This is a genomic window from Pseudomonas sp. JV414, from assembly GCF_032424305.1.
GTDB lineage: Bacteria > Pseudomonadota > Gammaproteobacteria > Pseudomonadales > Pseudomonadaceae > Aquipseudomonas > Aquipseudomonas lini.
On the sequence record NZ_VYKC01000017.1, the window covers coordinates 20449 to 47134 of the forward strand.

The window sequence follows — 26686 nt, forward strand, 5'->3', positions numbered from 1 at the left end:
GTGGCTAAAGAAAAATTTGACCGTACCCTCCCGCACGTCAACGTTGGCACCATCGGTCACGTCGACCACGGTAAAACCACGCTGACCGCTGCTCTGACTCGCGTCTGCTCCGAAGTTTTCGGTTCGGCCGTTGTTGCTTTCGACAAAATCGACAGCGCTCCGGAAGAAAAGGCTCGTGGTATTACCATCAACACCGCGCACGTTGAATACAACTCGCTGATCCGTCACTACGCTCACGTTGACTGCCCAGGTCACGCTGACTATGTGAAGAACATGATCACCGGTGCTGCTCAGATGGACGGCGCTATCCTGGTTTGCTCGGCCGCTGATGGTCCGATGCCACAAACCCGTGAGCACATCCTGCTGTCCCGTCAGGTTGGCGTTCCGTACATCGTTGTCTTCCTGAACAAGGCTGACATGGTTGACGACGCTGAGCTGCTGGAACTGGTTGAGATGGAAGTGCGCGATCTGCTGAGCACTTACGACTTCCCAGGTGACGACACTCCGATCATCATCGGTTCGGCTCTGATGGCTCTGAACGGCCAAGACGACAACGAAATGGGCACCACTGCCGTTCGTAAACTGGTTGAGACTCTGGACAGCTACATCCCAGATCCAGTCCGTGTTATCGACAAGCCGTTCCTGATGCCAATCGAAGACGTATTCTCGATCTCCGGTCGCGGTACTGTTGTAACTGGCCGTATCGAGCGCGGTATCGTCAAGGTTCAGGATCCACTGGAAATCGTTGGTCTGCGTGACACTACCGTCACCACCTGCACCGGTGTTGAAATGTTCCGTAAGCTGCTCGACGAAGGTCGTGCTGGCGAGAACTGCGGCGTTCTGCTGCGTGGTACCAAGCGTGACGACGTTGAGCGTGGCCAGGTTCTGGTTAAGCCAGGTTCGGTTAAGCCGCACACCAAGTTCGAAGCTGAAGTCTACGTTCTGAGCAAAGAAGAAGGCGGTCGTCACACTCCGTTCTTCAAAGGCTACCGTCCACAGTTCTACTTCCGTACTACTGACGTGACTGGTAACTGCGAACTGCCGGAAGGCGTTGAAATGGTAATGCCAGGCGACAACATCAAAATGGTTGTCACCCTGATCAAGACCATCGCAATGGAAGACGGCCTGCGTTTCGCTATCCGTGAAGGCGGTCGTACCGTCGGCGCTGGCGTCGTAGCCAAAATCATCGAGTAAGCTCTTTTTTGAGTAAGCTTTGATGAGTTGAAAAAGCCCCCGCTTAGCGGGGGCTTTTTTATTGGGTTGACACCTATATGGGGCGTCTATAGAATTGCGCCTCCTTTTAACGGGCGTATTGCGCTCGGTGGGAATAGCAGCCGGAGTCTGAAATCCAATGCAAAATCAGCAAATCCGTATCAGGTTGAAGGCTTTTGACCATCGCCTGATCGACCAATCCACCCAGGAAATCGTGGAAACCGCGAAACGTACTGGTGCTCAAGTGCGTGGTCCAATTCCACTGCCTACCCGTAAAGAGCGGTTCACCGTTCTGGTCTCCCCGCACGTCAACAAAGACGCGCGTGACCAGTACGAGATCCGTACTCATAAGCGCGTTCTGGACATCGTCCAGCCAACGGATAAAACCGTTGATGCACTTATGAAGCTTGATCTTGCGGCCGGTGTGGAAGTGCAGATCAGCCTCGGCTAAGACTCGGTCTTAGTCGTGTAACGCTCTGAAATGGGCGGCCATAGCGGGTGAAAGCCCCGTACACTCATGAGGTTTACAACATGACTATTGGTGTAGTCGGTCGTAAATGCGGTATGACCCGTATTTTCACCGAAGAAGGTGTCTCCATTCCGGTCACGGTCATTGAGATCGAGCCGAATCGCGTCACCCAGTTCAAAACTGAAGAGACCGATGGCTATCGTGCAGTGCAAGTCACTGTAGGCGAGCGTCGTGCTTCGCGTGTTACAGCTGCTCAGGCTGGCCACTTCGCTAAAGCGAACGTTGCCGCTGGTCGTACCGTAATGGAATTCCGCCTTGAAGAAGGCGAGTACCAGGCCGGCGATCTGATCAACGCTGAAATCTTCGCTGCTGGTCAACTGGTTGATGTAACCGGTCAGTCCAAAGGTAAAGGCTTCCAGGGTACGATCAAGCGTTGGAACTTCCGCGGGCAAGATAATACCCACGGTAACTCCGTGTCCCACCGCGTTCCAGGCTCTATCGGCCAGTGCCAGACTCCTGGTCGTGTATTCAAGGGCAAAAAAATGTCCGGTCATATGGGCGCTGAGCGCGTGACCGTGCAGTCCCTCGAAGTAGTGCGCGTGGACGCTGAACGCAATCTGTTGTTGGTCAAGGGTGCTGTTCCTGGCGCTACTGGCGGCAACTTGGTTGTACGTCCAGCAGCCAAGGCTCGCGGTTAAGGGGAAGCTGACATGCAATTAAATGTAAATGACGCTCAAGCGATCGAAGTTTCCGAACTGACATTTGGCGGCGAATTCAACGAGACGCTGGTTCACCAAGCAGTCGTGGCCTACATGGCCGGCGGCCGTCAAGGTAGCAAGCAGCAAAAGACCCGTTCCGACGTTCGTGGTGGCGGTAAGCGCCCATGGCGTCAGAAAGGTACTGGCCGTGCTCGTGCCGGTACTATCCGTAGCCCAATCTGGCGTGGCGGCGGTACCACTTTCGCAGCTCGTCCTCAGGATCACACCCAGAAGCTGAACAAGAAGATGTATCGCGCAGCAATGCGTTCCATCCTTGCTGAGCTGGTGCGTACTGATCGTCTGGTTGTGGTTCAGGACTTCGCTGTTGATGCACCGAAGACCAAAGATCTGCTGAACAAACTGACCGGCATGGGCCTGACTGACGTCTTGATCGTGTCTGAAGTGGTTGATCAGAACCTGTACCTGGCTGCTCGCAACCTGCCACACGTTGATGTACGTGACGTGCAAGGTTCCGATCCAGTTAGTCTGATCGCATACGACAAGGTGTTGATCACCGTGTCGGCCGTGAAGAAATTCGAGGAGCTGCTGGGATGAACCAGGAACGCGTATTTAAAGTTCTGCTTGGCCCGCACGTTTCCGAGAAGGCTACGGTTCTGGCTGACAAGAAAGGCCAGTTCGTTTTCAAGGTTGCAACTGACGCAACCAAGCTGGAAATCAAGAAGGCCGTCGAAAGCCTGTTCAGCGTGAAAGTAGAGCGTGTTACTACCCTGAATGTTTTGGGTAAGAGCAAGCGCACTGCTCGCGGTCTGGGCAAGCGTAATGACTGGAAGAAGGCAGTTATCTCCCTTCAGCCAGGCCAAGATCTCGATTTCAGCAGCAGTGCTGAGTAAGGAAGGGGTGCATCATGGCAATCGTTAAATGCAAACCGACTTCCCCTGGCCGCCGTTTTGTGGTCAAGGTGGTCAACCAGGAGCTGCATAAAGGCGCTCCTCACGCACCGCTGCTCGAGAAAAAATCGAAGACTGGTGGTCGTAACAACAATGGTCGTATTACCACTCGTCACATCGGTGGTGGCCATAAGCAGCATTATCGTCTGGTCGATTTCCGTCGCAACGACAAAGATGGCATCTCTGCCACTGTCGAGCGTATTGAATACGATCCAAACCGTACTGCTCACATCGCTCTGCTGCTGTACGCAGATGGCGAGCGTCGCTACATCATCGCCCCTAAAGGCGTGAGTGCTGGTGACCAGCTGATCGCAGGTGCTTTGGCGCCGATCAAGCCGGGCAACGCTCTGCAACTGCGTAACATTCCAGTTGGTAGCACCGTACACGGCATCGAATTGAAGCCAGGTAAAGGCGCGCAAATCGCTCGTTCCGCTGGTGCTTCGGCTCAGCTGATCGCTCGTGAAGGTGTCTACGTGACCCTGCGTCTGCGTTCTGGTGAGATGCGTAAAGTGCTGGCTGAATGCCGCGCGACCCTGGGTGAAGTCTCGAACTCCGAGCACAGCCTGCGTTCGCTGGGTAAAGCTGGTGCCAAACGCTGGCGTGGCGTTCGCCCAACCGTTCGTGGTGTTGCCATGAACCCGGTTGACCACCCACATGGTGGTGGTGAAGGTCGTACCTCTGGTGGTCGTCATCCGGTATCGCCATGGGGCTTCCCGACTAAGGGCGCGAAGACTCGTGGTAATAAGCGTACCGACAAAATGATCGTCCGTCGTCGCAAGTAAATAGAGGGATACGACAGTGCCACGTTCTCTGAAAAAAGGTCCTTTTATTGATCTTCACCTACTGAAGAAGATCGAAGTGGCGGCGGAAAAGAACGATCGCAAACCAGTTAAAACCTGGTCGCGTCGTTCGATGATCCTGCCACAAATGGTCGGTCTGACCATTGCAGTGCATAACGGTCGTCAACATGTTCCAGTTCTCGTGAACGAAGACATGGTCGGCCACAAACTGGGCGAGTTTGCCGGTACCCGCACATATCGTGGGCACGTGGCAGACAAGAAAGCCAAGCGTTAAGGGGTAAGGAACGATGGAAGTAGCCGCTAAGTTGTCGGGCGCTCGAATCTCCGCCCAGAAAGCCCGCTTGGTCGCCGACCAGATCCGCGGGAAGAAGGTGGGCGAAGCGCTCAACCTGTTGGCTTTCAGCAGTAAGAAAGCCGCCGAGATCATGAAGAAAGTGCTGGAGTCGGCCGTAGCCAACGCCGAGCATAACGAAGGCGCAGACGTTGATGACCTGAAGGTCAGCACCGTTTTCGTCAACGAAGGGCGTTCGCTGAAGCGAATCATGCCACGTGCCAAAGGCCGTGCTGATCGCATCGTCAAGCGGTCTTGCCATATCACTGTCAAGGTTGCTGACAAGTAACGGAGTCGAAGAGATGGGTCAGAAAGTACATCCCATTGGCATTCGCCTGGGAATCGTCAAGGAGCACACCTCCGTCTGGTACGCAGACGGTCGGACTTATGCGGACTATTTGTTCGCTGATCTGAAGGTGCGTGAGTATCTCCAAGACAAACTAAAAAGCGCGTCCGTAAGCCGTATCGATATCCATCGTCCGGCTCAGACTGCACGTATCACCATCCACACCGCTCGTCCAGGTATCGTTATCGGGAAGAAGGGTGAAGATGTTGAGAAACTGCGTCAGGACCTGACCAAGCAAATGGGTGTGCCTGTGCACATCAATATCGAAGAGATCCGCAAGCCGGAGCTCGACGGTATGCTGGTTGCGCAGAGCGTAGCTCAGCAGCTGGAGCGTCGTGTAATGTTCCGTCGCGCTATGAAGCGCGCTGTTCAGAACGCCATGCGCATTGGTGCCAAAGGCATCAAAATCCAAGTGAGCGGTCGTCTCGGCGGTGCTGAAATCGCACGTACTGAATGGTATCGCGAAGGTCGTGTGCCACTGCACACCCTGCGTGCCGACATCGACTATGCCAACTACGAAGCTCACACCACTTACGGTGTGATCGGTGTAAAGGTTTGGATCTTCAAGGGCGAAGTAATTGGTGGTCGCCAAGAAGAACTGAAACCACAAGCACCAGCGCCTCGTAAAAAAGCTGCTAAGTAAGGGGTACGCCAAATGTTGCAACCAAAGCGTACGAAGTTCCGCAAGCAGATGACAGGCCACAACCGTGGTCTGGCTCAGCGCGGTAGCAAAGTCAGCTTCGGCGAGTTCGCGCTGAAGTCTGTAGCTCGTGGTCGTCTCACCGCTCGTCAGATCGAGTCAGCGCGTCGTGCTCTGACCCGTCACGTTAAGCGTGGCGGCAAGATCTGGATCCGTGTATTCCCGGACAAGCCTATTTCCAAAAAGCCACTCGAAGTTCGGATGGGTAAAGGTAAGGGTAGTGTGGAGTACTGGGTTGCCCAGATTCAGCCAGGCAAAGTCCTGTATGAAATCGAGGGTGTTTCTGAAGAGCTGGCGCGTGAGGCTTTTGCCCTGGCTGCTGCAAAGCTGCCGCTCGCCACCGCCTTTGTTAAACGGACGGTGATGTGATGAAAGCGAATGAACTTCGTGAAAAATCCGCACAGCAGCTGAACGAGCAACTGCTCGGCTTGCTGCGCGACCAGTTCAATCTGCGTATGCAGAAAGCAACTGGCCAGTTGGGGCAGTCTCATCTGCTCTCGCAAGTTAAGCGTGACATCGCTCGCGTGAAGACTGTGCTCAACCAGCAGGCAGGTAAGTAATCATGGCTGAAGCCGAAAAAACTGTCCGTACGCTGACTGGCCGTGTTGTCAGCGACAAGATGGACAAAACCATCACCGTTCTGATCGAGCGTCGCGTTAAGCACCCGATCTACGGTAAATACGTTAAGCGTTCGACTAAGCTGCACGCGCACGACGAAACCAATCAGTGCCACATCGGCGACAAAGTCACTATTCGTGAAACTCGTCCTTTGGCCAAGACCAAGTCTTGGGCGCTGGTTGATGTTCTCGAACGCGCTGTGGAAGTCTAAGGACTAGGGGTCGGAGAAATTATATGATTCAGACTCAATCCATGCTCGATGTGGCCGATAACAGCGGCGCTCGCCGTGTTATGTGCATCAAGGTGCTGGGTGGCTCCCATCGTCGTTACGCTGGTATCGGTGACATCATCAAGGTTACCGTGAAGGAAGCAATTCCTCGCGGTAAAGTGAAAAAAGGCCAAGTGATGACTGCTGTTGTAGTCCGCACTCGTCACGGCGTACGTCGTGCTGATGGCTCCATTATCCGCTTTGATGGCAACGCTGCTGTTCTTCTGAACAACAAGCAAGAGCCGATCGGCACCCGTATCTTTGGGCCAGTGACCCGTGAACTTCGTACTGAGAAGTTCATGAAGATCGTCTCGCTCGCCCCAGAAGTGCTGTAAGGAGATCCGACATGCAAAAGATTCGTCGTGACGACGAGATCATCGTGATCGCCGGCAAAGACAAAGGTAAGCGCGGTAAGGTGCTTAAGGTTCTCGCTAACAACCGTTTGGTTATTGGCGGTCTGAACCTGGTTAAGCGTCATACCAAGCCTAACCCGATGTCGGGCGTGCAGGGCGGTATCGTCGAAAAAGAAGCTCCGCTGGATGCTTCTAACGTCGCCATTTTCAACGGCGAAACCAACAAGGCTGACCGCGTTGGTTTTAAAGTAGAAGACGGCAAGAAAATTCGTGTCTTCAAGTCGACCCAAAAAGCGGTTGATGCTTGAACACTGCTAGGTAGAAGACCATGGCACGACTAAAAGAGATTTACTGGAAGGAAATCGCACCGAAGCTTAAGGAAGAACTTAAGCTTTCGAACGTGATGGAAGTTCCACGCGTTACCAAAATCACCCTGAACATGGGTCTGGGCGAAGCGGTCGGTGACAAAAAAGTCATCGAGCACGCTGTTGCCGACCTGGAAAAGATCACCGGTCAGAAAGTCGTTGTGACTTACGCTCGGAAATCCATCGCTGGCTTTAAAGTCCGTGAAGGTTGGCCGATCGGCGTCAAAGTGACTCTGCGCCGTGAGCGTATGTACGAATTCCTGGATCGTCTGCTGTCGATCTCCCTGCCTCGGGTTCGCGACTTCCGCGGCCTGAATGCCAAGTCCTTCGATGGTCGTGGTAACTACAGCATGGGCGTTAAAGAGCAGATCATCTTCCCGGAAATCGACTACGACAAGATCGATGCTCTCCGCGGTCTGGACATTACCCTGACCACCACTGCCAAGAACGATGATGAAGGTCGCGCTCTGCTGCGCGCTTTCAAATTCCCGTTCCGCAACTGATTGGAGTAGGAAAATGGCCAAGATGAGCATGAAAAACCGCGAGCTGAAGCGTCAGCTCACGGTTGCCAAGTACGCCAAAAAGCGTGCAGCACTGAAAGCTATCATCGTTGATCTGAACGCAAGTCCAGAAGCGCGTTGGGAAGCTACAGTAGCTCTGCAGAAGCAGCCACGTGACGCAAGCGCTTCGCGCATGCGTAACCGCTGCCGCCTGACCGGTCGTCCACACGGCGTTTACCGCAAGTTCGGCCTCGGCCGTAACAAACTGCGTGAAGCTGCAATGCGTGGTGACGTACCTGGTCTGGTTAAAGCCAGCTGGTAAGCACTGTCAAAGTCTCGGTGTTCGGGATCGCAAGATCCTGACCATCGGTGACCTTGAACTTGAATCAAGCCCCTATTGGGGCTTGATTCATTTGTGGGGTGTGTCTAGAATACCCGGCTCGCCTGAGCCCGTGCTTTTTTTGCATGGATGTCCTCGGCGACAAGTAGTAGCCGCAAGGCTAATTTTTTTGTATTAGGAGCGTCTAGCCCATGAGTATGCAGGACCCGTTAGCGGACATGCTAACTCGAATCCGTAATGCCCAGATGGCTGAAAAGTCCGTCGTAAGCATGCCATCTTCTACTTTGAAGGTAGCTGTTGCCAAAGTCCTGAAGGACGAAGGTTACATTGCGGGTTATCAGATCAGCAGCGAAATCAAACCACTGCTGTCCATCGAGCTGAAGTACTTCGAAGGCCGTCCGGTCATCGAGGAAGTGAAGCGCGTTAGCCGTCCAGGCCTGCGTCAGTACAAGTCCGTCGATGATCTGCCAAAAGTTCGTGGCGGTCTCGGTGTGTCTATCGTCTCCACCAACAAAGGTGTGATGACGGATCGTGCTGCGCGCGCTGCCGGTGTCGGCGGCGAAGTTCTTTGCACTGTGTTCTAAGGGGGGATAAGCATGTCACGCGTCGCTAAGAACCCCGTTAAGCTGCCAGCCGGTGTCGAAGTCAAATTCGCAGGCCAACAGCTTTCGGTGAAGGGTGCCAAGGGTACTCTCGAACTGAACATCCATTCGTCCGTTGAAATTGTTGAAGAAGCTGGTGAGCTGCGTTTTGCTGCTCGCAATGGCGATCAACAGACTCGCGCAATGGCTGGTACCACTCGTGCGTTGGTTAACAACATGGTCCAAGGCGTAAGCCAAGGCTTCGAGCGCAAGCTCCAGCTGGTCGGTGTTGGTTACAAAGCGCAAGCAAAAGGCACAGTGCTGAACCTGGCTCTTGGCTTCTCGCACCCAGTGGATTATGAACTGCCGGAAGGCATCACCGCTGAGACTCCTAGCCAGACCGATATCCTGATCAAGGGCATCGATAAGCAGCTGGTAGGTCAAGTGGCCGCCGAGATCCGCGACTTCCGTCCACCAGAGCCGTACAAAGGCAAAGGTGTGCGCTACGCGGACGAAGTCGTCCGTCGTAAAGAAGCCAAGAAGAAGTAGGGCATAGCAAATGACCGACAAAAAAGTTACTCGACTGCGTCGCGCTCGCAAAGCACGCCTGAAAATGCACGAACTCGAAGTCGTGCGTCTCTGCGTGTTCCGCTCGTCGCAGCACATCTACGCCCAGGTCATTTCGGCCGACGGCAACAAAGTCCTGGCAAGTGCCTCGACTTTGGATAAAGAACTGCGTGATGGCGCCACTGGCAACATCGACGCGGCCACTAAGGTTGGCCAGCTGGTCGCTACGCGTGCTAAAGCCGCTGGCGTCTCGCAGGTGGCTTTCGACCGCTCTGGCTTCAAGTATCACGGCCGCGTCAAGGCGCTGGCTGATGCTGCTCGTGAAGCTGGGCTGGAGTTCTAAGTTATGTCAAATAACGACCAAAAGCGCGACGAAGGCTACATCGAGAAGCTGGTTCAAGTTAACCGCGTAGCCAAAACCGTTAAAGGCGGCCGTATCTTCACTTTCACCGCGTTGACCGTGGTTGGTGACGGTAAAGGGCGTGTTGGCTTCGGCCGTGGCAAGTCACGTGAAGTGCCTGCTGCGATCCAGAAGGCAATGGAAGCTGCTCGTCGCAACATGATCCAAGTTGATCTGAACGGCACCACTCTGCAGTACGCAATGAAGTCCGGTCACGGCGCTTCGAAGGTGTACATGCAGCCTGCTTCTGAAGGTACCGGTATCATCGCTGGCGGCGCTATGCGTGCTGTCCTCGAAGTTGCTGGTGTTCAGAACGTTCTGGCCAAGTGCTACGGCTCGACTAACCCGGTAAACGTGGTTCACGCCACTTTCAAAGGTTTGAAGGCTATGCAGTCTCCTGAATCCATTGCCGCCAAGCGTGGCAAAAGCGTCAAGGAGATCTTCTGATCATGGCTACCGTTAAAGTTACGCTGATCAAAAGCATGACCGGCCGCATCCCTAACCACAAACTGTGCGTTAAGGGTCTGGGTCTGCGTCGCATCGGTCACACTGTAGAGGTACTTGATACTCCCGAGAATCGCGGGATGATCAACAAGGCTTACTACATGCTGCGTGTCGAGGGTTAATCGATGAAACTCAATGATCTGAGTCCAGCGCCGGGTTCCCGTCGCGAAAAGCATCGTCCGGGCCGTGGTATCGGTAGTGGTTTGGGCAAGACTGGTGGTCGTGGCCACAAAGGTCAGTCCTCCCGCTCCGGTGGCACCATTGCTCCAGGCTTTGAAGGCGGTCAACAGCCGCTGCATCGTCGCCTGCCGAAATTCGGTTTCGTTTCCCTGAAAGCCATGGATCGCGCAGAAGTGCGTTTGTCCGAGCTGGCTAAAGTGGAAGGCGACATCGTCACCGTGCAGTCCCTGAAAGATGCCAACGTGATCAACGTCAACGTACAGCGTGTGAAAATCATGCTGTCCGGCGAAGTTACTCGCGCTGTTACCATCGGAAAGGGAATCGGCGCCACCAAAGGTGCGCGTGCGGCTATCGAAGCAGCTGGCGGCAAGTTCGAGGAATAAATGGCTAAGCAAGGTGCTCTCTCTGCGCTCGGCAAAGGCGGTATGTCTGAACTCTGGGCTCGTCTGCGTTTTCTATTCTTGGCGATTATCGTCTACCGAATAGGCGCACACATCCCGGTTCCAGGTATCAACCCGGACCGACTCGCGGACCTGTTTCGACAGAATGAGGGGACCATTCTTAGCTTGTTCAACATGTTTTCCGGTGGTGCGCTGGAACGGATGAGTATCTTTGCACTGGGGATCATGCCGTACATTTCGGCATCGATCATCATGCAGCTGATGACCGCCGTCAGTCCGCAGCTGGAGCAGTTGAAGAAGGAAGGTGAAGCTGGGCGTCGCAAGATTGCTCAGTACACCCGCTACGGCACTGTCGTCCTCGCTCTCGTTCAGGCAATTGGCATGTCCATTGGTCTGGCAGGGCAGGGCGTTGCGTTCACTGGTGACTTTGGCTTCCATTTCGTCGCGGTATCCACGTTTGTGGCTGGTGCGATGTTCATGATGTGGCTGGGTGAGCAGATTACTGAGCGTGGTGTTGGCAACGGTATCTCGATGTTGATTTTCGCAGGTATCGTCGCCGGTCTTCCGAGAGCGATCGGGCAGTCTTTCGAGTCTGCGCGTCAGGGTGATATCAACATTTTCGCCCTGGTTGCCATCGGTTTGCTGGCAGTAGCGATTATCGGTTTTGTGGTGTTCATTGAGCGTGGTCAGCGTCGTATTGCTGTTCACTACGCCAAGCGTCAGCAGGGCCGTAAGGTCTTTGCTGCGCAGACCAGCCACTTGCCGTTGAAGGTGAACATGGCCGGTGTTATTCCGGCCATTTTCGCGAGCAGCATTTTGCTGTTCCCGGCTTCGTTGGGTACCTGGTTTGGTCAGTCTGAAGGTATGGGCTGGCTGCAGGATATCTCGCAGTCGATCGCTCCTGGTCAGCCGTTGAATATTCTGCTGTTTAGTGCAGGGATTATTTTCTTCTGCTTCTTCTATACGGCGTTGATGTTCAATCCGAAAGACGTAGCGGAAAACCTGAAGAAGTCCGGTGCCTTTATTCCGGGCATCCGTCCAGGTGAGCAGTCTGCGCGCTACATTGATGGCGTTCTGACTCGTTTGACCCTGTTCGGTGCTCTATATATGACGGCCGTGTGCCTGTTGCCCCAGTTCCTGGTGGTTGCAGCAAACGTTCCGTTCTACCTTGGCGGGACCTCGTTGCTGATCGTGGTCGTGGTTGTGATGGACTTCATGTCTCAAGTACAATCGCACCTCGTTTCGCACCAGTACGAATCCCTGATGAAGAAAGCCAACCTGAAGGGTTACGGCAGCGGCATGTTGCGCTGAGTACCCATAAGGTTCGAGGAGTTGGTGATGAAAGTTCGTGCATCGGTGAAAAAGCTGTGCCGTAACTGCAAGATTATTCGCCGCGAAGGTGTTGTTCGAGTAATTTGCAGCGCGGAACCGCGTCACAAACAGCGCCAAGGCTGAGTGTGATTGTGCTTCAAGCCCGGCAGCTAGTGCGCTGCCGGGTTGATTATTTGTTATTACAGCGATATTATCTCGCGCCCTATTTCTTGGCTTCCGGGGCGTAGGTAGCTGTCAATTGGAGTCCCACTGAATGGCCCGTATTGCAGGCGTTAACATTCCAGATAACAAGCATACTGTTATCTCGCTGACCTACATCTATGGTGTTGGTCGCACTACTGCACAGAAAATTTGTGCAGTGACTGGGGTAAACCCAGCCGCAAAGATCAAAGATCTGAGCGACGAGCAGATTGAACAGCTGCGTGGCGAAGTGGCGAAGTTCACCACTGAAGGTGACCTGCGTCGCGAAATCAACATGAAAATCAAGCGTTTGATGGACCTCGGTTGCTATCGCGGTCTGCGTCATCGTCGTGGTCTTCCAGTGCGCGGTCAGCGTACCAAGACTAACGCGCGTACCCGTAAAGGTCCGCGTAAGCCGATCCGCAAGTAATCGCCCCAGCGAATCGACAGGAAATTAATCATGGCTAAACCTGCTGCTCGTCCTCGTAAAAAAGTTAAAAAGACAGTGGTTGATGGCATTGCCCACATCCATGCTTCTTTTAACAACACAATCGTGACCATCACCGACCGTCAAGGCAACGCTCTTTCCTGGGCTACCTCCGGTGGTTCGGGTTTCCGCGGTTCCCGCAAGTCCACCCCGTTTGCTGCTCAAGTAGCTGCTGAACGTGCTGGTCAAGCTGCGCTGGAATACGGCCTGAAAAACCTCGACGTTAACGTCAAAGGTCCAGGCCCAGGTCGTGAATCCGCAGTCCGCGCTTTGAACGGCTGTGGCTACAAGATCGCCAGCATCACCGACGTGACGCCAATCCCGCACAACGGGTGCCGTCCGCCGAAGAAGCGCCGCGTGTAATCCAGGAGATTGTAAAGAATGGCTCGTTACATTGGTCCAAAATGCAAACTCGCTCGTCGCGAAGGCACCGATCTCTTTCTGAAGAGCGGCGTGCGCGCGATCGAATCGAAGTGCAACATCGAAGCAGCACCTGGTATCCACGGCCAACGCCGCGGTCGCCAGTCCGATTACGGCACCCAACTGCGTGAAAAGCAGAAGGTCCGTCGTATCTACGGCGTTCTCGAGCGTCAATTCAGCGGCTACTACAAAGAAGCTGCTGGCAAGAAAGGCGCAACTGGCGAAAACCTGTTGCAGCTGCTCGAATGCCGTCTGGACAACGTTGTATACCGTATGGGTTTTGGCTCTACTCGTGCCGAATCCCGTCAGCTGGTATCGCACAAGTCGATCAGCGTTAACGGTCAGACCGTAAACGTTCCGTCCTACCAGGTTCGTGCTGGTGACGTGGTCGCAGTTCGCGAGAAAGCAAAGAACCAACTTCGCATTGTCCAAGCTCTCGATCTGTGTGCCCAACGTGGCCGCGTAGAATGGGTAGAAGTAGACACTGAGAAGAAGTCGGGCGTTTTCAAGAACGTTCCAGCTCGCAGTGATCTGTCCGCCGACATCAACGAAAGCCTGATTGTCGAGCTCTACTCCAAGTAAGGGCTAGAAAATAGGTGCATCCATGCAGATTTCGGTAAATGAGTTCCTGACACCCCGCCATATTGATGTGCAGGTTGTCAGTCCAACCCGCGCCAAGATCACTCTCGAGCCTCTCGAGCGTGGTTTCGGCCACACCCTGGGCAACGCGCTGCGCCGCATCCTGTTGTCCTCAATGCCCGGCTGTGCAGTAGTCGAGGCCGAGATTGACGGTGTGCTCCATGAGTACAGCGCCATCGAAGGTGTACAGGAAGACGTAATTGAAATCCTGTTGAACCTTAAAGGTCTGGCTATCAAGCTGCACGGTCGAGACGAAGTTACGCTGACCTTGTCGAAGAAGGGTTCGGGGGTGGTTACCGCTGCCGATATTCAGCTGGATCATGATGTCGAGATCGTTAACCCCGATCACGTAATCGCTAACCTGGCGTCTAACGGCGCCCTGAACATGAAGCTCACCGTAGCTCGTGGTCGTGGTTATGAACCGGCAGACTCGCGTCAGAGCGATGAAGACGAAAGCCGCAGCATCGGTCGCTTGCAGCTTGACTCTTCGTTCAGCCCGGTTCGCCGTATCGCATACGTGGTGGAAAACGCCCGTGTCGAACAGCGTACTAACCTGGACAAGCTGGTTATTGATCTGGAAACCAACGGTACCCTGGATCCTGAAGAGGCTATCCGCCGTGCTGCAACCATTCTGCAACAGCAGTTGGCTGCGTTCGTCGATCTCAAAGGTGACAGTGAGCCAGTGGTTGTCGAGCAGGAAGACGAGATCGATCCGATCCTGCTTCGCCCGGTTGACGATCTGGAACTGACTGTACGTTCGGCTAACTGCCTTAAGGCGGAAAACATCTACTACATCGGTGACCTGATTCAGCGTACCGAAGTAGAGCTGTTGAAGACTCCGAACCTTGGCAAGAAATCCTTGACTGAAATCAAGGACGTTCTGGCCTCCCGCGGTCTGTCCCTCGGCATGCGCCTCGACAACTGGCCGCCTGCAAGTCTTAAGAAGGACGACAAGGCGACTGCCTGATCGTCGTAATCACCGAACGTTGTGTTTGGTAAGGAATGAACCATGCGTCATCGTAAAAGTGGTCGTCACCTGAGCCGCACCAGCTCGCACCGCAAGGCCATGTTTCAAAACATGGCGGTGTCGCTGTTCGAGCACGAGCTGATCAAAACTACACTGCCAAAAGCCAAAGAACTGCGCCGCGTTGCTGAGCCGCTGATCACTTTGGCCAAGACAGACAGCCTGGCTAACCGCCGTCTGGCTTTCGACCGTACTCGTTCGAAAGCTATCGTTGGTAAGCTCTTCAACGACCTGGGCAAGCGTTACGCTACCCGTGAGGGTGGCTACCTGCGCATCCTCAAGTGCGGCTTCCGCACTGGCGACAACGCGCCTATGGCGTACGTCGAGTTGGTTGATCGTCCTGTCGGCGGTGAAGCTGTATCCGCTGAGTAAGACGTCAGTCTGAAACAAAGAACCGGGCCTAGTGCCCGGTTTTTTGTGCGTGTAAGAAACGCGCTGTTTGTACAAGCTTCCTTGCGGTTCATACCTTCAGTATATGAGCGGGATTGTTGGTAGTATTTTTCTATTGATGTCTGCAAATTAATGAATTTGTAGGTGCCATGTTTGATGGTCAATACTCCCTCCCACGCCGATTAGCCGGCAGTTCCAAAACTGACAGAGGATGAGATCGCATGAGCCAAAACAAAACGCTTACGACCGCCAGTGGCGCTCCTGTCGCCGACAACCAGAATTCCCGCTCCGCCGGCCCTCGTGGCCCTTTGCTGCTCGACGATTTCCACCTGATCGAGAAGCTTGCGCACTTCAACCGTGAAAACATCCCTGAGCGTCGTGTACACGCCAAAGGTTCGGGTGCCTACGGTACGTTCACCGTAACTCGCGATATCACTCAGTACACCAGTGCCAAGCTGTTTGAGTCCGTCGGCAAACAAACCCCGACCTTTCTGCGATTCTCCACCGTGGGCGGCGAACGCGGTTCTGCGGACACCGAGCGTGATCCACGCGGTTTTGCCCTGAAGTTCTACACTGAAGAAGGCAACTGGGACATCGTCGGTAACAATACACCGGTGTTTTTCATCCGTGATCCGCTGAAATTCCCTGACTTTATTCACACCCAGAAACGCCTGCCGCAAAGCAATCTGAAAAGCGCGCAGATGATGTGGGATTTCTGGTCGCACTCGCCTGAGGCGTTGCACCAGGTCACCATTTTGTTCTCGGACCGCGGCATCCCTGACGGCTATCGCCACATGCATGGCTTCGGCAGCCACACCTACAGCCTGATCAACGCCAATGGCGAGCGTCACTGGGTGAAGTGGCACTACAAAACCAGGCAAGGGATCAAGAACCTCACTCCGGCAGAAGCGGCGCGCCTGGCGGGTACCGATCCGGATTACGCACAACGCGACCTGTTCGGCGCCATTGAGCGCGGTGACTTCCCGAAATGGAGTGTCAATATCCAGATCATGACCGAGGCCCAAGCCGAGGCTCATTACGAGAACCCGTTTGATGTGACCAAAACCTGGTCGCAGAAAGAGTTTCCGCTGATCGAAGTGGGTGAGTTAGAGCTCAACCGTAATCCGCTGAACTACTTCGCTGAAGTCGAGCAGGCGGCGTTCGGTCCGAGCAATATGGTCCCGGGTGTCGGGCTGTCGCCTGACCGCATGCTGCAAGGTCGCGTGTTCGCTTACGCTGATGCTCACCGCTACCGTGTGGGAACCAATCACCAGCAGCTGCCGGTGAATGCGCCTCGCAGCCCGGTCAACACTTACCAGCGCGATGGCTCCATGGCATTTGGTACCAATGGTGGTGCAGCACCGAACTACGAGCCGAACAGCTACGTAGAATCACCGAAACAGGCGCCGCGTTACGCTGAACCTGCTTTGGCCTTGAGTGGCGCGGCTGATCGTTACGATCATCGCGAAGATACCGACTACTACAGCCACGCTGGTGCGCTGTTCCGCCTGATGAGCGATGAGCAGAAAACTCTGCTGATCAACAACATTGCCGGTGCAATGGCTGGGGTTTCCAGCGATGTGGTTGATCGCCAATTGCAGCATTTCTTCAAAGCCGACCCCGCGTATGGAGAAGCAATCGCAAAGGCGCTCAACGTACAGCTTAACTAAGTCTAAACGATAAGCAGAACCGCCCTCATTTGGGCGGTTTTTGCGTTATTTAAACCGCTTTTCTCAGAATATCTTGGCTTTTATAGCGTCGAACGAGTGACCTTCCGGTCAGGTTGGTTCAAACTACAGACTTTAAAGCAGGGAGATGTAGGGCGATGCAAGGTCACCCAGACGTAATCGATTACCTCAACACGTTGCTGACAGGCGAACTGGCAGCCCGTGATCAATATTTCATCCATTCGCGGATGTACGAGGACTGGGGTTTCACCGAGCTCTACGAACGTATCAACCACGAGATGGAAGAAGAGGCGCAACACGCTGACGCCCTGATGCGTCGGATCCTCATGCTCGAAGGCACCCCGCGTATGCGTCCGGACGATCTGGATGTCGGCACCACCGTGCCTGACATGCTCGCCGCTGACCTGCGTCTGGAATACAAAGTTCGCGCAGCTCTCTGCAAGGGCATTGAGCTTTGCGAGCTGCACAAGGATTACGTCAGCCGCGAGATCCTGCGCATTCAGCTGGCCGATACCGAAGAAGACCACACCTACTGGCTCGAGAAGCAGCTGGGTCTGATCAAACTGATTGGCCTGGAAAATTACCTGCAATCGCAGTTCTGATGCTGTTGTAGGCGCGTACAAAAAAGCCCCTGTCACCAATGAAGTGACAGGGGCTTTTTCGTGGCCCTGATTCAGGCTCTGTCGCGAGCCAGCAATGGTTTGAGATAGAAGCCAGTATGAGACTGCTTCATCTCCGACACTTCCTCTGGCGTACCGACGGCAATGATCTGGCCGCCTTTGGAACCACCTTCCGGCCCCAGGTCCACCAACCAGTCGGCAGTCTTGATCACATCCAGGTTGTGCTCGATCACCACCACGGTATTGCCGTGGTCGCGCAGTCGATGCAACACGTCGAGCAGTTGCTGGATATCCGCAAAGTGCAGGCCTGTGGTCGGCTCATCGAGGATGTACAGGGTCTTGCCAGTATCACGCTTGGACAGCTCGCGAGACAGTTTCACCCGCTGGGCTTCACCGCCGGACAGCGTGGTCGCCGATTGCCCCAGCTTGATGTAGGAAAGGCCTACATCCATCAGCGTCTGAAGCTTGCGCGCCAAGGCTGGAACCGCGTCGAAGAACACCCGGGCTTCCTCGATGGTCATCTCGAGTGTTTCGTGGATGCTCTTGCCCTTGTACTTGATCTCCAGCGTCTCGCGGTTGTAACGCTTGCTCTTGCAGACGTCGCACGGGACATAGATGTCCGGCAGGAAGTGCATTTCCACCTTGATCAGGCCATCGCCCTGACAGGCTTCGCAGCGTCCGCCCTTCACGTTGAAGGAGAAACGCCCCGGCCCGTAACCGCGGGAGCGGGATTCCGGCACACCGGCGAACAACTCGCGAATCGGCGTGAACAGCCCGGTGTAGGTAGCCGGGTTGGAGCGCGGCGTGCGACCGATCGGGCTCTGGTCAATGTCGACGACTTTATCCAGATGCTCCAGACCTTTGATGCTCTCGTGAGCAGCCGCCTCCAGGGTCGTTGCCCCATTGAGTGCAGTAGCGCTCAAAGGAAACAGTGTGTTGTTGATCAATGTCGACTTGCCCGAGCCGGATACACCAGTCACGCAGGTCAACAGGCCGATCGGAATCTCCAGATCGACATTGCGCAAATTGTTGCCGCGAGCGCCTTTGAGGGCCAACGACAGCTTCTTGTTACGCGGCGTGCGTTTGGCTGGAACTGCGATCTTTACCCGACCCGAAAGGTACTTGCCGGTCAGCGAATCAGGGTGAGCCATAACCTCGGCCGGGGTACCTTCGGCGACGATATGTCCACCGTGCACACCTGCGCCCGGGCCAATATCCACTACATAGTCAGCCAAACGAATCGCGTCTTCGTCGTGCTCGACCACGATCACCGTGTTGCCGATGTCGCGCAGGTGCTTGAGGGTGCCCAGCAACCGGTCGTTGTCCCGTTGATGCAGACCAATCGACGGCTCATCGAGGATGTACAGAACCCCCACCAGGCCGGCGCCAATCTGACTGGCCAGACGAATTCGCTGGGCTTCGCCGCCGGACAGCGTATCGGCACTGCGATCCAGTGACAGATAGTCTAGGCCAACGTTGACCAGAAACTGCAGGCGCTCGCGGATTTCCTTGAGAATCTTGTCGGCGATCTCGCCACGGCGGCCGGTCAGTTTCAGCACGCCGAAATATTCACAGGCATCACCGATCGGCAGATTGGTCACCGCCGGCAAGGTCTTCTCGCCAACCCATACGTGCCGCGCCTCGCGACGCAGACGGGTACCGCGGCAATCCGGGCAGGGTTGGGTGCTGAGGAACTTGGCCAGCTCTTCACGCACCGAAGCCGATTCGGTTTCGCGATAGCGGCGTTCCAGGTTCGGCACGATGCCTTCGAACGGGTGCGAACGTTTGACGATGTCGCCACGGTCGTTCAGGTATTTGAAGTCGACGTTCTGCGAGCCACTGCCATGCAGGATGAATTTCTGCTGATCGGCCGGCAGGTCGTTGAACGGCACTTCGAGGCTGAACTTGTAGTGCGAGGCCAGCGACCCAAGCATCTGGAAGTAATAGACGTTGCGCCGGTCCCAGCCGCGAATTGCACCTTCGGCTAGAGTCAGTTCACCGTTCACCAGTCGTTTGGTGTCGAAGAACTGTTTAACCCCCAGACCATCGCAGGTCGGGCAGGCGCCGGCCGGGTTGTTGAAGGAGAACAGCTTGGGTTCCAGCTCGCTGATGGCGTGGCCACAGATCGGGCAGGCGAAGCGCGCGGAGAAGATGATTTCTTCGCCGGGCTCGTCGTCCATCGGCGCGATCAGTGCAATGCCGTCCGCCAGTTTCAACGCAGTCTCGAACGACTCAGCCAAACGCTGTTGCAGATCGGCACGAACCTTGAAGCGGTCGACCACGACATCGATCGAGTGCTTCTTCTGTTTATCCAGCTTCGGCAACTCGTCCAGCTCGCAGAGCCTGCCGTTGACGCGGGCACGTACAAAACCCTGGGCGCGCAGTTCTTCAAAGACCGAGAGGTGCTCGCCCTTACGCTCGCGGATCACCGGGGCCAGCAGCATCAGTTTGCTACCCTCCGGTTGTGCCAGCACCAGGTCGACCATCTGACTGACGGTCTGGGCTTCCAGCGGAATGTCGTGGTCCGGGCAGCGCGGAATACCGACGCGAGCGTAGAGCAGGCGCAGGTAGTCGTAGATTTCGGTAATGGTGCCAACCGTCGAGCGCGGGTTGTGCGAGGTTGACTTCTGTTCGATGGAGATCGCTGGCGACAGACCTTCAATGGTGTCGACGTCAGGTTTTTCCATCATCGACAGAAACTGCCGGGCGTAGGCCGACAGCGACTCGACATAACGGCGCTGGCCTTCGGCGTACAGCGTGTCAAAGGCCAGGGACGACTTGCCGGATCCGGACAGGCCGGTGATAACGATCAGTTTGTCCCGTGGCAGGGTCAGGTCGATGTTCTTCAGGTTGTGGGTTCGGGCCCCACGAATCAGGATCTTGTCCAAAGTGGCCTCGCTCGGCGGGCGTCGAAAACGTAGGAGTATACGGCCAAATACTGGATGGATGCACACTATCAAATGCGGGGCGCGCAGCCTTGCATGAAGACTGCGTCATCTGTGCGCGTCATAGCGTCGCGATATACCCCGTCAATCGATGGGACTGGTAGAATCGCCGCCGGTTCACATGAGGTTTTTCCATGCACGATCCCCACAGCGAACGCATGAGTGGCAGTGAGACCCGCGCAGCAAGCGGTCTGGCCCTGGTGTTCGCCTTCCGTATGCTTGGCATGTTCATGGTGTTGCCGGTTCTGGCGACCTATGGGATGGACCTGGCAGGAGCGACCCCGGCCCTCATCGGGTTGGCGATTGGCGCTTACGGCCTGACCCAGGCGATCTTTCAGATTCCTTTTGGCTTCATTTCCGACCGCATCGGTCGTCGTCCGGTGATTTACCTGGGGCTGATCATCTTCGCCCTGGGGAGTGTGCTGGCGGCCAATGCCGATTCGATCTGGGGCGTCATCGCCGGGCGCATCCTGCAAGGCGCCGGAGCGATTTCCGCGGCGGTCATGGCGTTGCTGTCAGACCTGACCCGGGAACAGCATCGGACCAAAGCCATGGCCATGATCGGCATGACGATTGGTCTGTCGTTCGCTGTCGCCATGGTTGTAGGACCATTGCTGACCCGTGTCTTCGGTCTGTCCGGGTTGTTCTTCGCCACCGGAGGCATGGCGCTGGTCGGCATCGTCATTGTGATGTTCATGGTGCCGCGCGCAACCGGGCCGTTGCAGCACCGCGAGTCCGGCGTCGCACGCCAGGCGCTGATACCGACGCTCAAGCATCCGGACCTGCTGCGCCTGGACCTGGGCATTTTTGTGTTGCACGCGATGTTGATGTCGAGCTTCGTTGCATTGCCCCTGGCCCTGGTCGAAAAAGCCGGGCTGCCCAAAGAGCAGCACTGGTGGGTCTACCTGACCGCGCTGCTGATCTCCTTCTTCGCCATGATCCCGTTCATCATCTACGGCGAGAAGAGACGCAAAATGAAACGAGTTTTGCTCGGCGCCGTCGTGACGCTGATGTTCACTGAGCTATTCTTCTGGCAGTTTGGCGATAGCTTGCGGGCTCTGGTGATTGGTACGGTGGTGTTCTTCACCGCGTTCAATCTGCTGGAAGCCTCCTTGCCATCGCTGATCAGCAAGGTTTCACCGGCGGGCGGCAAGGGCACGGCAATGGGGGTTTATTCCACCAGTCAGTTCCTCGGTTCGGCGCTGGGCGGGATCCTCGGTGGCTGGATGTTCCAGCACGGCGGTTTGTCGGTTGTATTCCTCGGATGCGCCGGCCTGGCTGCCCTCTGGCTGGCCTTTGCTGTTACCATGCGCGAACCACCTTACGTCACGAGCCTGCGCTTGCCGTTGTCGCCCGAGGCGATCCGCGAAGCAGGTCTGGTCGAGCGCCTGAAGGCCGTCGTAGGGGTAACAGATGCAGTGATCGTCGAAGATGAAGCGGCGATTTACATCAAATTGGACACAGAACTATTGGATCGCACCACCCTTGAGCGCCTGGTGAACAACCCGGCCGGGGCAGCGTGCGTAGCCTAGGAGAACGTTATGGCCCGTGGGGTTAACAAAGTCATATTGGTCGGCACTTGCGGCCAGGATCCCGAAGTTCGCTACTTGCCTAACGGTAACGCCGTGACCAACCTGAGTCTGGCGACCAGCGAACAGTGGACCGACAAGCAAACCGGTCAGAAGGTCGAGAAGACCGAATGGCACCGTGTTTCGATGTTCGGCAAGGTTGCCGAAATTGCCGGTGAATACCTGCGTAAAGGTTCGCAGGTGTACATCGAAGGCAAGCTGCAGACCCGCGAGTGGGAAAAAGACGGTATCAAGCGTTACACCACTGAAATCGTGGTCGACATGCAAGGCACCATGCAACTGCTGGGCGGCCGTCCACAGCAGGGCGACCAACAAGGCGGGGGCAATAACTACCAGCAGTCCGCCCCGGCCCCACGCCAACAGGCTCCGCGTCCACAGCAGTCGGCACCGCAACAGTCGCGCCAGGCACCAGCTCCACAGCAGGCCGCTCCGCAGCCGGCTCCGGATTTCGACAGCTTTGATGACGATATCCCGTTCTAAAAAAGCTGCTATCCAGTAAGTAATAAAAAAAAGCGAAGCCAGTAATCTGGCTTCGCTTTTTTGTGGGCGCTGTTAACTGAACAAAGTGGCCACATTGGCCCGTGCCGAGTGCAGTTTCTTGTAGCTTTCGATCAACCGCAGGTGCCTGTCGAGCCCCTCCAGTTTCATGCTGGTCGGCGTCAAGCCATGGAAACGCACGCTGCCGTCCACCGACCCGATTGCTGCAGTTGTCCGCTCGTTGCCAAACATCCGGCGGAAATTGGCCTCGTAGTCTTCCAGTTCCAGATCTTCGTCCAGCTTCATCTCCAGCACCACATTGACGGCCTGGTAGAACAAACCACGCTCAACCGTGTTGTCGTTGTACTGCAGGAACATTTCCACTGCCTCTTTCGCCTCTTCAAATTGCTGCAAGGCGAGATAAATCAGCAGCTTCAACTCCAGGATCGTCAGCTGACCCCAAGCCGTATTGTCGTCAAATTCGATACCGATCAGGGAGGTGATGTCGGTGTAGTCGTCCAGCTCACTTTCCACCAGGCGCTCAACCAGCGCTTGCAGTTCGTCTTCGTCCAGGCGATGCAGGTTCAGGATATCGGCACGGAAAAACAGTGCTTTGTTGGTGTTATCCCAGATCAGATCGTCCGCGGGATAGATTTCCGAATAGTTCGGTACCAGGATGCGGCACGCCTTCGCGCCGATATGCTCGTAGACCGCCATGTACACTTCTTTGCCCATGCCTTCGAGAATGCCGAACAAGGTCGCGGCTTCCTCGGCATTCGAGTTTTCACCCTGGCCGGAGAAGTCCCACTCCACGAATTCGTAATCCGATTTGGCACTGAAGAAGCGCCACGACACCACGCCGCTGGAGTCGATAAAGTGCTCGACGAAGTTATTCGGCTCGGTCACTGCATGGCCTTCAAACGTCGGCTGGGGCAAGTCGTTGAGGCCTTCGAAGCTGCGGCCCTGAAGCAATTCGGTCAGGCTGCGCTCCAGCGCCACTTCCAGGCTCGGGTGCGCGCCGAACGAGGCGAACACACCGCCGGTACGCGGGTTCATCAACGTGACGCACATCACCGGGAATTCACCGCCCAGGGATGCATCCTTCACCAATACGGGGAACCCTTGCTCTTCCAGCGCCTGAATACCGGCCAGTATCCCGGGGTACTTCGCCAGCACATCGGCCGGCACATCCGGCAGTGCAAATTCACCTTCGATGATTTCGCGTTTTACCGCACGCTCGAAGATCTCCGACAGGCATTGCACCTGGGCTTCGGCCAGCGTGTTGCCGGCACTCATGCCGTTGCTCAGGAACAGGTTTTCAATCAGGTTGGACGGGAAATACACCACTTCGCCGTCCGACTGGCGCACGTATGGCAGCGAGCAGATGCCGCGCTCTTCATTGCCCGAGTTGGTGTCGATCAGGTGGGAGCCACGCAACTCGCCGTCGCGGTTGTAAATCTTCAGGCAGTACGCGTCGAGGATTTCGGCCGGCAGTTCATCTTTACGGCCAGGCTTGAACCAGCGTTCGTCCGGGTAATGCACAAACGGCGCGTTGGCGATCTCTTCGCCCCAGAACTGGTCGTTGTAGAAGAAGTTGCAGTTGAGTCGCTCGATAAACTCGCCCAACGCCGACGCCAACGCGCCTTCCTTGGTCGCACCCTTGCCGTTGGTAAAGCACATCGGCGAGTGCGCATCGCGGATATGCAGCGACCACACATTGGGCACGATATTGCGCCACGAGGCGATTTCAATCTTCATCCCAAGGTCCGCCAGAATGGCCGACATATTGGCGATGGTTTGCTCCAGAGGCAGATCCTTGCCCGCGATATAAGTGCTCGCCTCTGAGCTAGACGCAGGCATTAGCAACGCCTGGGCATCGGCGTCGAGGTTTTCGACTTCTTCGATCACAAACTCAGGTCCGGCTTGCACCACTTTTTTCACGGTGCAACGGTCGATGGAACGCAGGATGCCCTGGCGGTCCTTGTCGGAGATGTCCGCCGGCAACTCGACCTGGATCTTGAAAATCTGGTTGTAGCGGTTTTCCGGATCAACAATGTTGTTCTGCGACAGGCGGATGTTATCCGTGGGAATACTGCGGGTGTCGCAGTACAACTTCACGAAATAAGCCGCACACAACGCCGACGAAGCCAGGAAGTAGTCGAATGGGCCAGGTGCCGAGCCATCGCCCTTGTAGCGGATAGGTTGATCGGCCACCACCGTGAAGTCATCGAACTTGGCTTCAAGTCGAAGGTTGTCGAGAAAGTTGACCTTTATTTCCATGGGGGATTACCAGAATAACGGGCTAGACGATTTGGCCGCCATTATCCGGTATTTCAGCCGTAAGTCTTGCGGGCATCTTATTTATGTCCACACCGGCGATGGATGGGTCAGTCGAGTATCAGGTGCGGCAAGAAACGGCTTGAATCCTTGGTGATCAAACTGTTGTCTTCCCGCACGCCAATACCGGCCGCCTGATCGCCGATCACCCAGGAGCCAACCAGCGTAAAGCTGTCGCCAAACTTCGGCAGCGGGGCGAATTCCTGAAGGATAAACGGCGCGTCGGTGTAGGGCCCGTCCTCTTTCACGATCAGACCGTCAGCGGTTTGCAGCTCGATGTTGGCACCTTCCCGGGAGAAGAACGGCTTGCGCACCCAGCCTTTGGGCACTGCTTTGCTTGGGTCTGGATCCAGGTGCGCGGCGAGCAGGTTCGGGTGACCTTTGTTGAACTCCCACAGCAGTGGCAGGATACCCTTGTTGGAAATGATCGATTTCCAGGCGGGCTCGAAAAACTGTGTGTCACTCTGGGCAATCGCCGAGCCGAAGGGTTCGTGGAAGATGAACTCCCAGGCATGCAGCTTGAACAGATGAGGAATCCAGCGATCTTCTAAGTCGACGAAACGTCCTTCATGGGTGAGGCCGATGTCTTCGATGTCGATGTGCCGCGATTCGATGCCGACCTTTTCCGCGATCAGGCGCAAGTAGTCGGTGGTGCCTTTGTCTTCGACCGAGTCTTTCATCGAGGCGAAATAGAAGGGCTGTTTGAGCTGCAGCTGGGCAAAGGCCTGATGCAGCTTGGTGTCGATGCTGTTGAACTGGTCGGCATGCTTGGGCAGCAAGCCGCGTTCGATGCATTGCTCCAGCCAGCCCCACTGAAACGCCGCCGCCTCATACAGGCTGGTCGGCGTGTCGTAGTTGAGTTCCAGCAACTTGGCCGGCCCGCTGCCGTCGTAGGAAAAATCCATGCGTCCATACAGGTGCGGGTGGCCTTCGAGCCATGAAGTGCGAACCATGTCGAAGAATGGCGCTGGAATGCTCAGGCGCTCCAGCAACTCCTCGCTCTGAACCACGCGGGCCACCAGGTCCATACACATCTCATGAATCTCGGTGGTCGGGTCTTCGAGATCGTTCTCGATCTGTTTGAGCGTGAACTGGTAATACGCGCTCTCATCCCAATAGGGTTCGTCGTCGATGGTATGGAACAGAAAGCCAAGACTTTCGGCCGTCTGTTTCCAGTCATGACGCTCTGCGCAGAGGATCTTCTTCATGGCGCTCGTTCCTTAACTGCTCGATCGGCCAGCGCTGCTCGAACCGCCCCAACCGCTGCGGGCGCTGGCTTTGCTGCCGAAGCCGCCACGAGACGTGGATGAGGCAACGGATATCGGCTTGGCGCCCGAACGGATTGAGTCGGTGTAGCTGCTGCTGCCGTACCTTGCCTGATTGGACTTGGTAAAGGTTGAGCCTTTGGAAATCCGCTGGTTGAGCGTCGAGGAGCCGTAGTTGCCGCGATCATCGCGGTAGCGGTAGACCGGCTCGGAGAAGTAGCTGTTGCGATTGCTGCTCAGCATATTGCCGATCAGCAGGCCGGTCAGCAGGCTGGTGCCGGAGAACCCGGAGCCTCCACTGTTCGCTTCCGAGGCTGGCAATTGAGCCTTGGCCGCGTCCACTTGGGATTGCGTCACCTCGCCATCGGCGGTCAGTTCGAAACCACCCAGCTTGGGGATGAACTTGCCGGCGGAATCCTGTTGGCACCAGTCGGCGACAAAGTCGGCATCGCAATCGGCCTGGTTGTCGTACACCGGCGCGACACGGCGATGCTCAGCCATGGCGGTCATGTAGGCGTCAGAGCAGACGTCCACCGGGAGCTTTTCATCGGCGCACTGCTGAACAGACTGGAAGTTGTACTTCTTCTGCACCGGGTAGGTTTTTTCTTCCTGCCCGCAACCTGATATCGCCATGGCGACCGACGCTGCCAGCGAGAGCTGAACGTACTTGCTTCGTTTCATCGGGATCTCCG

37 protein-coding genes are annotated in these 26686 nt (G+C 55.8%); 33 read left to right on the plus strand and 4 right to left on the minus strand.

The window, feature by feature from the left end:
- The 31 genes from tuf (at window position 1) to bfr (ending at window position 17363) form a co-directional block, all read left to right on the plus strand.
- Entirely contained in the window at window positions 1-1194 is a 1194-nt protein-coding gene (gene tuf / locus F6R97_RS17805; RefSeq protein ID WP_007896660.1) for an elongation factor Tu, read from the plus strand.
- 157 nt (window positions 1195-1351) lie between these two features.
- Window positions 1352-1663 (plus strand): 30S ribosomal protein S10, encoded by a 312-nt coding sequence (rpsJ, locus tag F6R97_RS17810; protein WP_003186070.1) that lies wholly within the window; start codon window positions 1352-1354, stop codon window positions 1661-1663.
- Between the two features lie 80 nt (window positions 1664-1743).
- A complete protein-coding gene (gene rplC / locus F6R97_RS17815; RefSeq protein ID WP_003186059.1) occupies window positions 1744-2379 on the plus strand; it encodes a 50S ribosomal protein L3 in 636 nt (211 codons plus the stop codon).
- A 12-nt stretch (window positions 2380-2391) separates the two neighbouring features.
- Window positions 2392-2994 (plus strand): 50S ribosomal protein L4, encoded by a 603-nt coding sequence (rplD, locus tag F6R97_RS17820; RefSeq protein WP_007896707.1) that lies wholly within the window; start codon window positions 2392-2394, stop codon window positions 2992-2994.
- Window positions 2991-3290, plus strand: coding sequence for a 50S ribosomal protein L23 (gene rplW, locus F6R97_RS17825; protein ID WP_002555488.1), 300 nt, complete (start codon window positions 2991-2993; stop codon window positions 3288-3290). Before rplD ends, rplW begins: the two co-directional genes overlap by 4 nt.
- Before the next feature lie 14 nt (window positions 3291-3304).
- The gene (gene rplB / locus F6R97_RS17830) at window positions 3305-4129 is read left to right on the plus strand and encodes a 50S ribosomal protein L2 (protein WP_003176423.1); all 825 of its coding nucleotides are present in this window, start codon (window positions 3305-3307) and stop codon (window positions 4127-4129) included.
- A gap of 16 nt (window positions 4130-4145) precedes the next feature.
- On the plus strand, window positions 4146-4421 hold the full coding sequence (rpsS, locus tag F6R97_RS17835; RefSeq protein WP_002555486.1) for a 30S ribosomal protein S19: 276 nt from the start codon (window positions 4146-4148) through the stop codon (window positions 4419-4421).
- A gap of 13 nt (window positions 4422-4434) precedes the next feature.
- A complete protein-coding gene (gene rplV / locus F6R97_RS17840; RefSeq protein ID WP_003103908.1) occupies window positions 4435-4767 on the plus strand; it encodes a 50S ribosomal protein L22 in 333 nt (110 codons plus the stop codon).
- Between the two features lie 13 nt (window positions 4768-4780).
- Window positions 4781-5467, plus strand: a complete 687-nt coding sequence (gene rpsC, locus F6R97_RS17845; RefSeq protein WP_003176422.1) for a 30S ribosomal protein S3 — start codon at window positions 4781-4783, stop codon at window positions 5465-5467.
- Window positions 5468-5479: 12 nt separating this feature from the next.
- Entirely contained in the window at window positions 5480-5893 is a 414-nt protein-coding gene (gene rplP, locus F6R97_RS17850; RefSeq protein ID WP_007896757.1) for a 50S ribosomal protein L16, read from the plus strand.
- The gene (gene rpmC / locus F6R97_RS17855; protein WP_002555481.1) at window positions 5893-6084 is read left to right on the plus strand and encodes a 50S ribosomal protein L29; all 192 of its coding nucleotides are present in this window, start codon (window positions 5893-5895) and stop codon (window positions 6082-6084) included. Before rplP ends, rpmC begins: the two co-directional genes overlap by 1 nt.
- A 2-nt stretch (window positions 6085-6086) precedes the next feature.
- On the plus strand, window positions 6087-6353 hold the full coding sequence (rpsQ, locus tag F6R97_RS17860; protein WP_003176419.1) for a 30S ribosomal protein S17: 267 nt from the start codon (window positions 6087-6089) through the stop codon (window positions 6351-6353).
- Window positions 6354-6376: 23 nt separating this feature from the next.
- Window positions 6377-6745 (plus strand): 50S ribosomal protein L14, encoded by a 369-nt coding sequence (gene rplN / locus F6R97_RS17865; RefSeq protein ID WP_002555479.1) that lies wholly within the window; start codon window positions 6377-6379, stop codon window positions 6743-6745.
- A gap of 11 nt (window positions 6746-6756) precedes the next feature.
- A complete protein-coding gene (gene rplX / locus F6R97_RS17870) occupies window positions 6757-7071 on the plus strand; it encodes a 50S ribosomal protein L24 (RefSeq protein ID WP_003176416.1) in 315 nt (104 codons plus the stop codon).
- 20 nt (window positions 7072-7091) lie between these two features.
- Window positions 7092-7631: a 50S ribosomal protein L5 gene (rplE, locus tag F6R97_RS17875; RefSeq protein ID WP_003176415.1), complete on the plus strand. Its 540-nt coding sequence runs from the start codon at window positions 7092-7094 to the stop codon at window positions 7629-7631.
- A gap of 13 nt (window positions 7632-7644) precedes the next feature.
- Window positions 7645-7950 carry a 30S ribosomal protein S14 gene (rpsN, locus tag F6R97_RS17880; protein ID WP_003176414.1) on the plus strand — a complete coding sequence of 102 codons (306 nt, stop codon included), beginning with the start codon at window positions 7645-7647 and terminating at the stop codon, window positions 7948-7950.
- A 209-nt stretch (window positions 7951-8159) separates the two neighbouring features.
- Complete coding sequence (gene rpsH / locus F6R97_RS17885; RefSeq protein ID WP_003186040.1) at window positions 8160-8552, plus strand: 30S ribosomal protein S8; 393 nt, start codon at window positions 8160-8162, stop codon at window positions 8550-8552.
- A gap of 12 nt (window positions 8553-8564) precedes the next feature.
- The gene (gene rplF / locus F6R97_RS17890) at window positions 8565-9098 is read left to right on the plus strand and encodes a 50S ribosomal protein L6 (protein ID WP_003176412.1); all 534 of its coding nucleotides are present in this window, start codon (window positions 8565-8567) and stop codon (window positions 9096-9098) included.
- Between the two features lie 10 nt (window positions 9099-9108).
- Complete coding sequence (rplR, locus tag F6R97_RS17895) at window positions 9109-9459, plus strand: 50S ribosomal protein L18 (protein WP_003186037.1); 351 nt, start codon at window positions 9109-9111, stop codon at window positions 9457-9459.
- Between the two features lie 3 nt (window positions 9460-9462).
- The gene (gene rpsE / locus F6R97_RS17900; protein ID WP_007943782.1) at window positions 9463-9963 is read left to right on the plus strand and encodes a 30S ribosomal protein S5; all 501 of its coding nucleotides are present in this window, start codon (window positions 9463-9465) and stop codon (window positions 9961-9963) included.
- Window positions 9964-9965: 2 nt separating this feature from the next.
- The gene (gene rpmD / locus F6R97_RS17905; RefSeq protein ID WP_003186033.1) at window positions 9966-10142 is read left to right on the plus strand and encodes a 50S ribosomal protein L30; all 177 of its coding nucleotides are present in this window, start codon (window positions 9966-9968) and stop codon (window positions 10140-10142) included.
- Window positions 10143-10145: 3 nt separating this feature from the next.
- Entirely contained in the window at window positions 10146-10583 is a 438-nt protein-coding gene (gene rplO, locus F6R97_RS17910; protein WP_007896782.1) for a 50S ribosomal protein L15, read from the plus strand.
- Complete coding sequence (secY, locus tag F6R97_RS17915; RefSeq protein ID WP_007896784.1) at window positions 10584-11912, plus strand: preprotein translocase subunit SecY; 1329 nt, start codon at window positions 10584-10586, stop codon at window positions 11910-11912.
- Window positions 11913-11939: 27 nt separating this feature from the next.
- Window positions 11940-12056 (plus strand): 50S ribosomal protein L36, encoded by a 117-nt coding sequence (rpmJ, locus tag F6R97_RS17920; RefSeq protein WP_002555468.1) that lies wholly within the window; start codon window positions 11940-11942, stop codon window positions 12054-12056.
- 130 nt (window positions 12057-12186) lie between these two features.
- Window positions 12187-12543: a 30S ribosomal protein S13 gene (gene rpsM / locus F6R97_RS17925; RefSeq protein WP_003186020.1), complete on the plus strand. Its 357-nt coding sequence runs from the start codon at window positions 12187-12189 to the stop codon at window positions 12541-12543.
- Window positions 12544-12573: 30 nt separating this feature from the next.
- Window positions 12574-12963 carry a 30S ribosomal protein S11 gene (gene rpsK, locus F6R97_RS17930; protein WP_002555466.1) on the plus strand — a complete coding sequence of 130 codons (390 nt, stop codon included), beginning with the start codon at window positions 12574-12576 and terminating at the stop codon, window positions 12961-12963.
- Between the two features lie 18 nt (window positions 12964-12981).
- The gene (rpsD, locus tag F6R97_RS17935; protein ID WP_003176404.1) at window positions 12982-13602 is read left to right on the plus strand and encodes a 30S ribosomal protein S4; all 621 of its coding nucleotides are present in this window, start codon (window positions 12982-12984) and stop codon (window positions 13600-13602) included.
- A 22-nt stretch (window positions 13603-13624) separates the two neighbouring features.
- Window positions 13625-14626, plus strand: a complete 1002-nt coding sequence (locus F6R97_RS17940) for a DNA-directed RNA polymerase subunit alpha (RefSeq protein WP_003186012.1) — start codon at window positions 13625-13627, stop codon at window positions 14624-14626.
- A 42-nt stretch (window positions 14627-14668) separates the two neighbouring features.
- Entirely contained in the window at window positions 14669-15055 is a 387-nt protein-coding gene (gene rplQ / locus F6R97_RS17945) for a 50S ribosomal protein L17 (protein ID WP_007896790.1), read from the plus strand.
- 239 nt (window positions 15056-15294) lie between these two features.
- Window positions 15295-16743, plus strand: coding sequence for a catalase (locus F6R97_RS17950; protein WP_038981315.1), 1449 nt, complete (start codon window positions 15295-15297; stop codon window positions 16741-16743).
- Between the two features lie 155 nt (window positions 16744-16898).
- On the plus strand, window positions 16899-17363 hold the full coding sequence (gene bfr, locus F6R97_RS17955; RefSeq protein ID WP_123359019.1) for a bacterioferritin: 465 nt from the start codon (window positions 16899-16901) through the stop codon (window positions 17361-17363).
- A gap of 71 nt (window positions 17364-17434) precedes the next feature.
- Here the strand turns inward: bfr and uvrA are convergent, their stop codons facing one another.
- Window positions 17435-20269, minus strand: coding sequence for an excinuclease ABC subunit UvrA (gene uvrA, locus F6R97_RS17960; protein ID WP_315866884.1), 2835 nt, complete (start codon window positions 20267-20269; stop codon window positions 17435-17437).
- A 191-nt stretch (window positions 20270-20460) separates the two neighbouring features.
- Between uvrA and F6R97_RS17965 the strand changes: the two genes are divergently transcribed.
- Together F6R97_RS17965 and F6R97_RS17970 are read left to right on the plus strand one after the other, a co-directional pair.
- Window positions 20461-21858 (plus strand): MFS transporter, encoded by a 1398-nt coding sequence (locus tag F6R97_RS17965; protein ID WP_038981318.1) that lies wholly within the window; start codon window positions 20461-20463, stop codon window positions 21856-21858.
- Window positions 21859-21867: 9 nt separating this feature from the next.
- A complete protein-coding gene (locus F6R97_RS17970; protein WP_016969466.1) occupies window positions 21868-22395 on the plus strand; it encodes a single-stranded DNA-binding protein in 528 nt (175 codons plus the stop codon).
- A 72-nt stretch (window positions 22396-22467) separates the two neighbouring features.
- Here F6R97_RS17970 and F6R97_RS17975 read toward each other — a convergent pair whose 3' ends face one another.
- The 3 genes from F6R97_RS17975 to F6R97_RS17985 form a co-directional block, all read right to left on the minus strand.
- A complete protein-coding gene (locus F6R97_RS17975) occupies window positions 22468-24672 on the minus strand; it encodes an OsmC domain/YcaO domain-containing protein (RefSeq protein ID WP_315866885.1) in 2205 nt (734 codons plus the stop codon).
- 107 nt (window positions 24673-24779) lie between these two features.
- Window positions 24780-25937: a glutathionylspermidine synthase family protein gene (locus F6R97_RS17980; RefSeq protein ID WP_217858215.1), complete on the minus strand. Its 1158-nt coding sequence runs from the start codon at window positions 25935-25937 to the stop codon at window positions 24780-24782.
- A gap of 12 nt (window positions 25938-25949) precedes the next feature.
- Window positions 25950-26675: a DUF1190 domain-containing protein gene (locus F6R97_RS17985; protein ID WP_315866886.1), complete on the minus strand. Its 726-nt coding sequence runs from the start codon at window positions 26673-26675 to the stop codon at window positions 25950-25952.
- Between the last annotated feature and the right edge of the window lie 11 nt (window positions 26676-26686).